Origin of the sequence: Providencia sp. PROV268 (assembly GCF_028477805.1) — a bacterium.
GTDB lineage: Bacteria > Pseudomonadota > Gammaproteobacteria > Enterobacterales > Enterobacteriaceae > Providencia > Providencia stuartii.
This window is the reverse complement of record NZ_JAMPLW010000018.1, coordinates 128,017-139,759: the sequence shown is the minus strand read 5'-3', so window position 1 is coordinate 139,759 and position 11,743 is coordinate 128,017. Positions and strand designations below refer to the sequence as shown.

General features: G+C 44.6%; 10 protein-coding genes. 7 read left to right on the top strand and 3 right to left on the bottom strand.

Annotation, left to right across the window (positions count from 1 at the left end; all coding sequences use genetic code 11):
* Positions 1-5 precede the first annotated feature (5 nt).
* Entirely contained in the window at positions 6-968 is a 963-nt protein-coding gene (locus PR699_RS14200) for an inorganic triphosphatase (RefSeq protein ID WP_272577854.1), read from the bottom strand.
* A gap of 391 nt (positions 969-1,359) precedes the next feature.
* Here PR699_RS14200 and PR699_RS14195 point away from each other — a divergent pair, with 391 nt between their 5' ends.
* Entirely contained in the window at positions 1,360-1,977 is a 618-nt protein-coding gene (locus tag PR699_RS14195; protein ID WP_014657632.1) for a TIGR04211 family SH3 domain-containing protein, read from the top strand.
* Positions 1,978-1,986: 9 nt separating this feature from the next.
* Positions 1,987-3,231, top strand: a complete 1,245-nt coding sequence (locus PR699_RS14190; RefSeq protein WP_014657631.1) for a multifunctional CCA addition/repair protein — start codon at positions 1,987-1,989, stop codon at positions 3,229-3,231.
* 44 nt (positions 3,232-3,275) lie between these two features.
* Here the strand turns inward: PR699_RS14190 and folB are convergent, their stop codons facing one another.
* The gene (gene folB, locus PR699_RS14185; RefSeq protein WP_004925173.1) at positions 3,276-3,635 is read right to left on the bottom strand and encodes a bifunctional dihydroneopterin aldolase/7,8-dihydroneopterin epimerase; all 360 of its coding nucleotides are present in this window, start codon (positions 3,633-3,635) and stop codon (positions 3,276-3,278) included.
* Positions 3,636-3,749: 114 nt separating this feature from the next.
* Between folB and plsY the strand changes: the two genes are divergently transcribed.
* Both plsY and PR699_RS14175 read left to right on the top strand, forming a co-directional pair.
* Positions 3,750-4,406 (top strand): glycerol-3-phosphate 1-O-acyltransferase PlsY, encoded by a 657-nt coding sequence (gene plsY / locus PR699_RS14180; protein ID WP_014657630.1) that lies wholly within the window; start codon positions 3,750-3,752, stop codon positions 4,404-4,406.
* A gap of 199 nt (positions 4,407-4,605) precedes the next feature.
* Positions 4,606-6,138 carry a PAS domain-containing methyl-accepting chemotaxis protein gene (locus PR699_RS14175; protein WP_014657629.1) on the top strand — a complete coding sequence of 511 codons (1,533 nt, stop codon included), beginning with the start codon at positions 4,606-4,608 and terminating at the stop codon, positions 6,136-6,138.
* A gap of 107 nt (positions 6,139-6,245) precedes the next feature.
* Here the strand turns inward: PR699_RS14175 and tsaD are convergent, their stop codons facing one another.
* A complete protein-coding gene (tsaD, locus tag PR699_RS14170; RefSeq protein ID WP_004925183.1) occupies positions 6,246-7,274 on the bottom strand; it encodes a tRNA (adenosine(37)-N6)-threonylcarbamoyltransferase complex transferase subunit TsaD in 1,029 nt (342 codons plus the stop codon).
* A gap of 326 nt (positions 7,275-7,600) precedes the next feature.
* Between tsaD and rpsU the strand changes: the two genes are divergently transcribed.
* The 3 genes from rpsU to rpoD all read left to right on the top strand — a co-directional run bounded on the left by rpsU (position 7,601) and on the right by rpoD (position 11,702).
* Positions 7,601-7,816 (top strand): 30S ribosomal protein S21, encoded by a 216-nt coding sequence (gene rpsU / locus PR699_RS14165; RefSeq protein WP_001144069.1) that lies wholly within the window; start codon positions 7,601-7,603, stop codon positions 7,814-7,816.
* Between the two features lie 115 nt (positions 7,817-7,931).
* On the top strand, positions 7,932-9,677 hold the full coding sequence (dnaG, locus tag PR699_RS14160) for a DNA primase (protein WP_004925191.1): 1,746 nt from the start codon (positions 7,932-7,934) through the stop codon (positions 9,675-9,677).
* Positions 9,678-9,794: 117 nt separating this feature from the next.
* Positions 9,795-11,702: an RNA polymerase sigma factor RpoD gene (rpoD, locus tag PR699_RS14155; RefSeq protein WP_120752680.1), complete on the top strand. Its 1,908-nt coding sequence runs from the start codon at positions 9,795-9,797 to the stop codon at positions 11,700-11,702.
* Positions 11,703-11,743 lie beyond the last annotated feature (41 nt).

The following is an 11,743-nucleotide window of genomic DNA, read 5'->3' as shown; positions in this document are numbered from 1 at the left end:
ACACCTTAATGAATATCAGTATATTTCAAGGCAATTAACCACTGCGTGAAGGCCAATTTACATTTTAACCAGCGGCTGCTGTAGCAAAAGGTTTCTGCACTCAGTTTATCATCGGCAAGATCCGCGCGAAGCTGCTCTAAAGGAATATCCTGCACAAACTGGGGGGCAGAGTTGCGATAATGCACCAAAAACGCTTGGACAAAGCGTAAAAAGACATCAAGCCCTTCACGGGCACCCGCCTCATCGGCTAGCCAATAGGCTTCATGCTGTTGGCTTAGCTGCTGCATATGCATCAATGCTTGTTCTATGGGCTGTTGCTCATAATCAAACACCGTTTCTGGCTGTTGCAATGGTGCGCGCTCTGTTTGCATCAATGAATAGCCTCTCGCAGCTTTACTGGTGGAAGAGAGGCGCAAACCATCAATGTCGGCTAGCTTTTTCGCTAAATTCAGTACATCTGCAACGAAACCTTTTTTAAGTTCTAATTCAAATTCTTGAATAGGAAGATCTCGGGAGCCAGCAGAAATTTCCCCCTGATCGAAAACAATTTCGATTTCACTGTCTTCAAATGTCACTAGCCATTTTTCACGGGTAAAATTAGTACTAAAAAGGATCTGTAATTGTGACTGTAATTGCTGGACATCGATGCCTTCTGGCCAAATTTCGACGGGAAAAGCGGGTAAATTGAGCTCTGGTGCATCAATATCAACATTATATTCAGGACGTTGATGCAATCCGCCAATCACTTGTCCTGCCGTTTTAATGGTCATTTCATAACGACCATCACAACCGCGAATACGCAATCCCATATCCCATTGGCGCAGTTGGCGTGTTTCAGTGTCGAAATAGATATTAGTCAGTTTCTTTGGTTCAGTATGTTGGTGGGAAAGTGTCGATAAAAATTGGCGTACTGGCTCAATTGCCGTGGTTTGAGCAGCCAATTTCAGTTCAACTTCTAGGTGGCTCATACATTTCCTTAATTGATAATTTCTCTGCAATTATATTACCCCAATCAGCGCCGAGTGAGAAAACAAAGCGCAAAGAAACCAAAAATTCTATGCTCTCAATTTATTTCAGGTGTTTATGTCAAGAAATGCAAGGAATTATACGCTATATAGTGAGTTAGGATAGTTCCCATTCTGGTTTTACATTTGCACACGCACACTTAACTCTTTAGTATTTGTACTCGTCGTACTTCAAGTTGTCGCAACACGCTGAGTTTTTGTTGACTAAGTCATCCGCGCGAATGGCATCGCTATCTATTTCGCTCACTCACCGTCTAGCCGCAACTCGAATGATCTAGAGTATGTCTACACATATGCCGCATTCATTCACCATAAATAATAGAAAGTAAATACTATGCGAAAAATACCATTACTACTCCTTTCAATCATGGGGCTAAGCCTATCAGTCAGCACCGTTGCCGCTGAAAAACGTTATATTTCTGATGACTTATCAACTTATGTGCATAGTGGGCCAGGAACAAAATATCGGATTGTTGGCACACTCAATGCGGGTGAAAGTGTTGAGCTTATCTCAACGGATGGTAATTTCGCTCAAGTCAAAGACGAACGTGGGCGTACAGTATGGCTTCCAGAAAACCAACTCAGCGACACACCGAGTATGAAAATACGTATTCCTGAGTTAGAAGCCGAAAATCAAAAATTACGTCAGCAACTCGAAAATATTGATAATACGTGGAATACACGCACGGCGGATATGCAACAGCGCGTTGCCGATAACGATAAAATCGTCAACCAATTGAAAGCCGAAAATGAAAAATTGAAAAATGAGCTTATTAAGTCTGGCAAGAAATTAGAAATTGCGGAAGTTAACCTTGATGACCGTCGTCGTGAACTCATATTACAATGGTTTATGTATGGTGGTGGCGTTGCGGGGGCTGGGCTTATTTTTGGTCTGATCCTGCCGCATATTATTCCGCGCCGTAAAAAACGTAATGATCGTTGGATGAGCTAAAAATTAATGATGAAAGTATATCTGGTCGGTGGAGCGGTACGAGATGAACTGCTTGGCCTTCCGGTCTCAGATAGAGACTATGTGGTGGTAGGGTCAACACCTGAAACGATGTTGGCCCAAGGTTTCCAGCAAGTGGGGAAAGACTTCCCGGTATTTCTTCACCCTCAAACCCATGAAGAGTACGCTCTAGCAAGAACTGAGCGCAAAACAGGCGCAGGGTATACTGGATTCAGTTGCTATTCCGCCCCAGACGTGACCATTGAAGATGATCTTCTACGCCGTGATCTCACTATCAATGCCATCGCTAAAGATGACCAAGGACAGTTGACCGATCCCTATAATGGGGTCGATGACTTAAAGGCGAGAGTCTTACGTCATGTGTCTGAGGCATTTGCTGAGGATCCACTACGCGTTTTACGCGTAGCGCGTTTTGCCGCTCGTTACGCTGAACAAGGTTTTCATATTGCCCCCGAAACCCTATCGTTAATGCAAACCATGACGGCATCTGGTGAACTTACTCATCTAACCGCTGAACGTGTTTGGGCAGAAACCGAAAAAGCCTTGAAGTCCAAATCACCGCAGGTCTACTTTGAGGTACTCCGTCAATGTGGGGCCCTTGCCGTGCTATTTCCCGAAATCGATAATTTGTTTGGCGTGCCAGCTCCTGCCAAATGGCACCCAGAAATTGATACGGGGATACACACCCTAATGGTGTTACGTATGGCCGCCCAACTTTCCACTGATGTTGATATTCGCTTCTCTGCACTGTGCCACGATGTCGGTAAGGCACTCACTCCCAAAACTATCTGGCCTAGCCATCCTCATCATGGCGAAGCTGGTGTTGCCCTAATCGATAACTTGTGTGATCGCTTAAAAATTCCTAATAGCGCGAGGGAGCTTGCACGCCTAACCGCTCGTTTCCATGATAAAATTCATGTCATAAATCGATTAACAGCCCAAGAGCTGGTTCAATTATTTGATGGATTAGACAGTTGGCGTAAACCTGAGCGAATAGCCCAATTGGGGGTGATTAGTGAAGCTGATGCGCGTGGTCGCGCTGGCTTTGAACAGCAAGCGTATCCACAAGCGGAGTTTTTTCGCCAAGCTTTTCATGTTGCCCAAACGGTTAGCGTTAAGCCTATTGTTGAGCAAGGGTTTCAAGGTCCCAAAATCCGAGAAGAGCTGACTCGCCAACGCATTGAACAGATTGAACAGTGGCGGCAACAGCAAACACTGTTACCTATTAATGCCTAACCGATAGTTGGCGGCGATACACCGCCCTATCTTTCTTTTCAGTTTTAAGCGGGTCTAGTGCCTCTTTCAATAATAACACCCACACTTTTCGCCCGCACAACTGCGCCTGGCTTAGCAACTTTAATGCGTACCCAAGGGCAACAAAAATGACCTAATAGAAGTTGAGCGACTTCTTCCGCGACACGTTCTACTAAGCCAAATTTGTTTTTACTGACATGATCCATAATGGCTTGGCTAATTTGCGCGTAATCGAGACAATCGGTGACATTATCGCTCCTTGATGCTCGTTTGTTATCCCATCCCATTTCGATATCGAGCACGAGTTTCTGCTCAATTTTTTGTTCCCAGTCATATACACCAATGGTGGTGATGACTGATAATTGTTCAATAAATACGATATCCATCACGTCATTTTCTCGTTTATGTGCTGAATTGATACCACTTCATGGAAAATATGCGTATTATCCAATGAGTGAAATAAATTGTGTATATATACCCCAACTGTTTTGGAGTTTGCTATGAGTGCAACCGCGCTTGGCATGATAATCTTTGCCTACCTTTGTGGCTCAGTTTCAAGTGCTATACTGATCTGCCGATTGGCAAGATTGCCCGACCCTCGTCAACACGGCTCAGGTAACCCTGGAGCAACCAACGTCTTGCGCGTCGGCGGTAAATTAGCCGCAGCCGCAGTGCTCATTTGTGACGTCCTAAAGGGGATGATCCCGGTTTGGTTGGCTTATTATCTAAAAGTTCCTCCATTCTATCTTGGCTTTGTCGCGATTGCAGCTTGTCTGGGACATATTTACCCCGTTTTCTTCCGTTTTAAAGGCGGGAAAGGTGTCGCAACGGCATTTGGCTCTATCGCCGCTATCGGCTGGGATCTTTCTGGCTTAATTGCGGGCACTTGGTTACTCACGGTACTTCTTAGCGGCTACTCTTCATTAGGTGCCATTATCGGTGCACTACTTGCCCCATTCTATGTTTGGTGGTTTAAGCCCGAGTTCACCTTCCCTGTGGCGATGCTCTCCTGCCTCGTCTTAGTCCGCCATCATGGTAATATTCAACGTTTATGGCGCGGGCAAGAAAGCCGTATTTGGCAAAAGCTCAAAAATAAGAAACAAAAAACCCCGAAAGAAATCGCTCAAGAAGCAAAAGAGCAAGAACAAGAAGATTAATATTAAGAGGCTGTCATAACAGCCTTTTTTATGCTTTCAACATAATTGACCTACTCCTATCCAAACTCTGTACCAAACTTAAGTGATATTGCGGGTAAAAATCAGATAAACATCAAATTATTATAAATAATGCCTAATGATAATTTGAAATAAGTCGAAATATACCATTGAGAAACTCAACAATTATAATGGTGTATTTATGACGAGCATTCCCTTTATTACACAAAACGAATATCAATTAGAAGACGATACCACACTGATGACCACGAGTGATTTAGATGGCAATATCACTCACGCAAACGATGACTTTATTAAAGTAAGTGGTTATTCACTCTTGGAACTGATGAACCGACCTCATAACATCATTCGCCACCCTGATATGCCTAAAGCAGCCTTTGCGGACATGTGGAGTACCTTAAAAAAGGGGGAGCCATGGACTGGTATTGTAAAAAATCGCCGTAAAAACGGTGATCACTATTGGGTTAGAGCCAATATTTGCCCAATGATGAGAGAAGGTGTTATCACGGGTTATATGTCGATTCGAACAAAAGCCTCACGAGAAGAAATCGCCAGTGCTGAGCCGCTCTATCGGGCATTAAACCAAGGGCGCCCCCCTCATAAATTACATAAAGGCCTCGTGTTAGCAAAGCACTGGTTTGGACAATACCCTGCGCTGTCGATACGTTGGCGTATTCGATTACTGATGATCCTGTTATTTACGGGTTGGATAAGCGTTGCTGCACTCTCGGGCCTACAAGGCTTGTCTTTTCTTCACGCAACCGTTCTCACCTTAATCACCTTATCCGCTAGCAACGTTTTACTTGAACGTATGGTGGCGAAGCCTATCGAAAATGTTGCTAGACAAGCCCTTGATGTGGCAAGAGGCGAGTGCCACAGTATCAGCCATCTTCATCGTGTTGATGAAATTGGGATGATATTACGATCTATTGGTCAACTCGGATTAGTGTGCCGGTGGTTAACCAACGACGTGTCTTACCAAATCAGTAATGTGCACAACGAGAGTGAACTATTAGTTAACGATTGTGATGAACTAGAACAGCATACCCAAAAAACAGTGGGCTATGTGCAACAAACGGTAGCGGCGATGAATCAAATGTCAGTGTCCGTACAAATGAACGCAGATAATACGATACAGGCGGATAAACTCTCTAGTCAGACAAGTGAAACCGCAATTCATGCCGCGGAAGCCATGAAAAATGTTGTCCAAACCATGGATGAAATTGTTCACAGTACGAATAAAATCAACGCTATTACCGATGTGATTAAAACGATCGCTTTTCAAACCAATATATTGGCCCTTAATGCCGCTGTTGAAGCAGCTCGAGCAGGAGAGCAAGGAAAAGGTTTTGCGGTTGTTGCAGATGAAGTGCGTAGCCTTGCCAGCCGAAGTGCGAGCGCCGTAAACGATATTCGTGACCTTATTGATGACTGTGAAAACAAAGTACATTCAGGCAAATTGCACGTACACACCACGGGAGATACATTGCAAGAAGTGGTCAAGCAAGTACAGGATGTCACCCAACTGATCAGCCATATCAGCAACGCAACTTCCGAACAAGCAGCCGGACTCACTGAAATCACACAGGCCGTCTTTGAACTCGAATCCATCGCCCAGAAAAATACCGTGTTAGTCGAACAAAGTGCTAATGCCTCTGAGGTCGTCAAAAAACATGCGATAAGATTGGATGATGCGATAACTATTTTGCACTAAATCACCGTTTCTGGATCTAAAAAAGAAAACGAGATATCGGGAGACAATAAATTAGCGGCGACTCAATTGACAATAAATGGGCCGCCGCGCTAATCACACTTTCGATACTATTCGCGAGTTTCGACTAATGGTGGAAGCTCCGCTAATGGCCAACGCGGGCGCACTGTAACGCCTAAGCCTGTTGTCGCGCCGCCTTTTAAGCGGATCAGCCCCGCTAATGCAATCATCGCACCATTATCAGTACAGAACTCTGGGCGTGCATAAAACACCTCCCCCCCACGCTGCTTTAGCACCTCTTCCATTTTAGCGCGTAGTGTACGATTGGCACTCACTCCCCCCGCCATAACTAGGCGTTTAAAACCGGTTTGTTCAAGTGCACGCTTGCATTTTATGGCTAATGTATCCACTACGGCATCTTCGAAAGCGCGTGCAATATCTGCACGAGTTTGCTCATCATCCGCATTTTCCCGAATGGTATTAGCGGCAAAGGTTTTCAGCCCTGAAAAGCTAAAATCAAGCCCTGGTCGGTCGGTCATTGGTCGAGGGAAAACAAAACGACCTTCTGTGCCTTGTTGTGCCATACGCGATAACACTGGCCCCCCCGGATAATCTAACCCGAGTAGTTTTGCTGTTTTATCAAATGCTTCACCCGCGGCATCATCAATAGACTCACCGAGTAATTCATATTCACCAATACCAGTCACACTAATTAGCTGGGTATGCCCCCCTGACACTAATAAAGCAACGAATGGAAACTCAGGGCTTTTTTCCTCCAGCATCGGTGCTAGTAAGTGCCCTTCCATATGATGAACAGCAACAGCAGGAACGCCCCATGCAAAGGCTAGCGAACGTCCCACGGTGGCACCAACCATTAAAGCGCCTACAAGCCCCGGCCCCGCTGTATAAGCGACCGCATCAATATCGGCACTCGTAAGATTGGCTTGTTTAAGCGCGGCCTGAATGAGTGGAACCGTTTTGCGAATATGATCGCGAGAGGCCAATTCAGGAACCACGCCACCGTAGTCAGCATGAACTTTTATTTGGCTATATAATTGATTAGCTAATAGACCGGCCTTATCATCGTAGATTGCGATCCCGGTTTCATCGCAGGATGTTTCGATACCTAAAACGCGCATTGCACTACCCTTGTTTGTTGCATGAGCCAAAGTCTATCATTAAATTCAGGCTATCGTATAATTTATGATGCCAAAAGGCTGACTTTTCCTGTTGTATAGTCTATAATCAGTGCCCTGTAATAAATTTCGTGTGGCTAATTTTCATTATTACCTAAACTCGCTGTTTTTTTCATCAAAAAAACAACGAAATGGTAATCTTGTGTGTTTCAATTTTATACGGCACTTTACAAACCCGTACTCATTGAAGTAAAATTCCGCACCATTTTAAATGACGGCTGGTGGAATAAAGCCAGCAACAACCCGATTTCTATTGAGGTGAGAGGCACATGCCGGTAATTAAAGTACGTGAAAACGAGCCATTCGACGTTGCATTACGTCGTTTCAAACGTTCCTGCGAAAAAGCAGGAGTCTTAGCTGAAGTTCGTCGTCGTGAATTCTATGAAAAACCAACGACTGAGCGTAAACGCGCTAAAGCATCTGCTGTTAAGCGTCACGCTAAGAAACTGGCTCGCGAAAACGCACGCCGTACTCGCCTGTACTAATTGGTCGCGGTAACCACCGCAATCATCACAGGCAGTATTAGTAAGCAGTTAAAGGCCGTGCTTTCCTGAGGGAAGCGCGGCTTATTATCGTTCATCAACAGGCGAAAAGAGGCTTATGGCTGGACGAATCCCGCGTTCATTTATCAATGATTTGTTAGCGAGAACCGACATCATCGATTTAGTCGATGCAAAAGTCCCGTTAAAGAAACAGGGTAAAAATCATCACGCGTGCTGTCCGTTCCATAACGAAAAAACACCATCTTTCACGGTGAACAGTGAAAGGCAGTTTTATTACTGCTTTGGCTGTGGTGCACATGGTAATGCGATCGATTTCTTGATGAATTACGACAAACTCGATTTTGTTGAAGCCATCGAAGAATTATCCGCCTTACATGGCCTTGATGTTCCTTATGAAACGGGAACTGGCACAAGCCAAATTGAACTTCATCAACGGCAAAATCTGTATCAGTTGATGGAGAAAATAAACCATTTTTACCACGCTGCCTTAAATCATCCATCGGCAAGTAAAGCCAAAGATTATTTAAGCCAACGTGGTTTATCGGCTGACGTTATTGAGCATTTCTCGATAGGTTTTGCCCCTGTCGGATGGGACAACCTGCTCAAAAAATTTGCCGTAAACCCAGAAAGTCGCAAACAGCTTGATGATGCAGGTATGTTAGTGACGAATGATAGTGGCCGTACCTATGACCGTTTCAGGGAACGGGTAATGTTCCCCATTCGAGATCGTCGTGGGCGTGTTATCGCTTTTGGTGGGCGTGTTTTAGGTGACGCATTACCGAAATACCTAAACTCACCGGAAACCGATATTTTCCATAAAGGCCGGCAGCTATTTGGCCTCTATGAAGCAACGCAACACAACAGTGAACTTGATAAATTACTGGTTGTTGAAGGCTATATGGACGTTGTTGCATTGGCACAATACGGTATCCGTTATGCGGTTGCCTCACTTGGAACCTCAACAACCTCTGAACATATTCAGTTGCTCTATCGTTCAACAGATACGGTTATTTGCTGTTATGACGGCGACCGTGCTGGGAGAGAGGCAGCTTGGCGAGCCCTTGAAAATGCATTGCCCTATTTGACCGACGGTCGTCAATTACGGTTTATGTTTTTACCTGATGGCGAAGACCCTGATTCTTTAGTTCGCAAAGAAGGTAAAGAAGCATTTGAATTACGAATGAATGACGCACAAACATTATCGTCATTTCTATTTGATTCACTCGTGCCACAAGTTGACTTAAAAACACAGGAAGGACGAGCAAAATTTAGTAAGCTCGCCATCCCTTTGATAAAACAAATACCTGGTGAAACATTGCGCCTATATATGGCTCAAGAGCTAGGAAATTTTATTGGTATACCGGATATTTCTCAGGTTCTTGCTATGATTGATAGAGAGAATGCAGAACCGGTAAATTACCAAGCACCGAAATTAAAACCAACCACAATGCGTATTTTAATCGCGTTGTTGGTACAGAATCCGAGTTTTTCGGAATTCGTTCCCTCGCTAGAGGGGATAGCCCATATCCAAATGCCGGGGCTTTCTCTATTTCAGGAATTGGTTGATGTTTGCCGTTCCACCCCTGGTATGACGACTGGGCAGTTGCTTGAGCTGTATCGTGACAATAAATTCGCGAGTCAACTTGAAAAACTGGCAACTTGGAACGATATAGAAATAGAGGAGATAGCGGAAAAGACATTTAAAGATGCTTTAAACCATCTATTTAATAGCGCGCTTGACGAGCGTTTTGACTACTTGATAGCCAAAGAACGAACTGAAGGGCTGACCCCAGAAGAGCGCGCAGAAGTCCGCCTAATCACGCTTTCACGTGTGAAGACATAACTGAATACCAAACGGCTTAAGTGCCGATTTACTAAAGGCAAATGCCTGTAAAATGCTACGATTTTAAAGGGGCGTAGCGTAATAATAAAAATCCCCTTTGAATGTTCTTGTTGGCCGATTGTTTCGCCGACCGACACCAATCTAAATACTCAGAAGTGTGGATACCGTCTTATGGAGCAAAACCCGCAGTCGCAGCTTAAGCTACTCGTAACCAAGGGTAAAGAGCAAGGTTACTTAACCTATGCTGAGGTCAACGACCATCTGCCGGAAGATATCGTCGATTCAGATCAGATTGAAGATATCATCCAGATGATTAATGACATGGGCATCCAGGTCATGGAAGAAGCACCTGACGCCGATGATTTGATACTGGCTGAAACCACATCCGACACGGATGAAGATGCGGCAGAAGCTGCAGCACAAGTTCTATCCAGTGTTGAAAGTGAAATTGGTCGTACTACAGACCCTGTGCGCATGTATATGCGTGAAATGGGAACAGTCGAACTCTTAACCCGTGAGGGTGAGATCGACATCGCAAAACGTATTGAAGATGGCATAAACCAAGTTCAATGCTCTGTTGCAGAGTACCCTGAAGCCATCACTTATCTCCTTGAACAGTATGATCACGTCGAGGCAGGCGAAAGCCGTTTATCCGACCTGATCACCGGTTTCGTCGACCCTAACGCTGAGGAAGATCTCGCACCAACTGCAACACACGTTGGCTCTGAACTTCCACAAGAAGAGTTAGATAAAGACGACGATGAAGACGAAGATGATGAAGACGGCGATGACAGCGATAGCGATGATGATAACAGCATCGATCCTGAACTAGCCCGTGAAAAATTCAGCGAATTGCGCGCGCAATACGAAAAAACACGTCAGCACATTAAGCAATTTGGTCGTAACAATGCACAAACCGCACAAGCGATTGAAGAGCTTTCTGAAGTCTTCAAACAGTTCCGCTTAGTGCCAAAACAATTTGACTATCTGGTCAATAACATGCGTGAAATGATGGATCGCGTTCGCCTTCAAGAGCGTACCATCATGAAACTGTGTGTTGAACAGTGCAAAATGCCTAAGAAAAACTTCATCACGCTATTTAGCGGTAATGAAACCAGTGAAACTTGGCTAACAGCCGCCAAAGCGATGAACAAGCCTTGGTGTGAAAAGCTGGTTGAAGTTGAAGAAGAGATTTTGCGTTGTCTGCAAAGATTACGTCAAATTGAAGAAGAAACAGGCCTGACTATTGAGCAGGTGAAAGATATCAACCGTCGCATGTCTATTGGTGAAGCCAAAGCTCGCCGTGCGAAAAAAGAGATGGTTGAAGCGAACTTGCGTCTGGTTATTTCGATCGCGAAAAAATATACCAACCGTGGTTTGCAGTTCCTTGACTTGATCCAAGAAGGGAATATCGGTCTGATGAAAGCGGTTGATAAGTTTGAATATCGCCGTGGTTATAAATTCTCGACCTATGCAACTTGGTGGATCCGTCAGGCAATTACGCGTTCTATCGCGGATCAGGCTCGTACCATCCGTATTCCTGTTCACATGATTGAAACCATCAATAAATTGAACCGTATCTCTCGTCAGATGCTACAGGAAATGGGCCGTGAACCTTCACCAGAAGAGTTAGCGGAACGCATGATGATGCCGGAAGATAAGATCCGTAAGGTACTGAAAATAGCTAAAGAGCCTATCTCTATGGAGACGCCAATTGGTGATGATGAAGATTCACATCTCGGCGATTTCATTGAAGATAATACTTTAGAACTGCCATTAGACTCAGCAACTTCAGAAAGTCTACGTTCGGCAACTCATGAAGTATTAGCTGGCTTGACTGCACGTGAAGCAAAAGTACTGCGTATGCGTTTTGGTATCGATATGAACACTGACCACACGCTAGAAGAAGTGGGTAAACAGTTCGATGTTACCCGTGAGCGTATCCGTCAGATCGAAGCAAAAGCACTGCGTAAATTGCGTCATCCAAGCCGCTCAGAAGTTCTACGTAGCTTCCTTGACGAATAATTCAGTCTTTAAACACCTGCTTCGGCAGGTGTTTTTTTATT

Bases quoted from the DNA above. Each gene is read 5' to 3' on its own strand.
- PR699_RS14200 (WP_272577854.1), bottom strand. From the start codon at position 968: ATGAGCCACCTAGAAGTTGAACTGAAATTGGCTGCTCAAACCACGGCA.
- PR699_RS14195 (WP_014657632.1), top strand. From the start codon at position 1,360: ATGCGAAAAATACCATTACTACTCCTTTCAATCATGGGGCTAAGCCTA.
- rpsU (WP_001144069.1), top strand. From the start codon at position 7,601: ATGCCGGTAATTAAAGTACGTGAAAACGAGCCATTCGACGTTGCATTA.
- dnaG (WP_004925191.1), top strand. From the start codon at position 7,932: ATGGCTGGACGAATCCCGCGTTCATTTATCAATGATTTGTTAGCGAGA.
- PR699_RS14190 (WP_014657631.1), top strand. From the start codon at position 1,987: ATGAAAGTATATCTGGTCGGTGGAGCGGTACGAGATGAACTGCTTGGC.
- folB (WP_004925173.1), bottom strand. From the start codon at position 3,635: ATGGATATCGTATTTATTGAACAATTATCAGTCATCACCACCATTGGT.
- PR699_RS14175 (WP_014657629.1), top strand. From the start codon at position 4,606: ATGACGAGCATTCCCTTTATTACACAAAACGAATATCAATTAGAAGAC.
- tsaD (WP_004925183.1), bottom strand. From the start codon at position 7,274: ATGCGCGTTTTAGGTATCGAAACATCCTGCGATGAAACCGGGATCGCA.
- plsY (WP_014657630.1), top strand. From the start codon at position 3,750: ATGAGTGCAACCGCGCTTGGCATGATAATCTTTGCCTACCTTTGTGGC.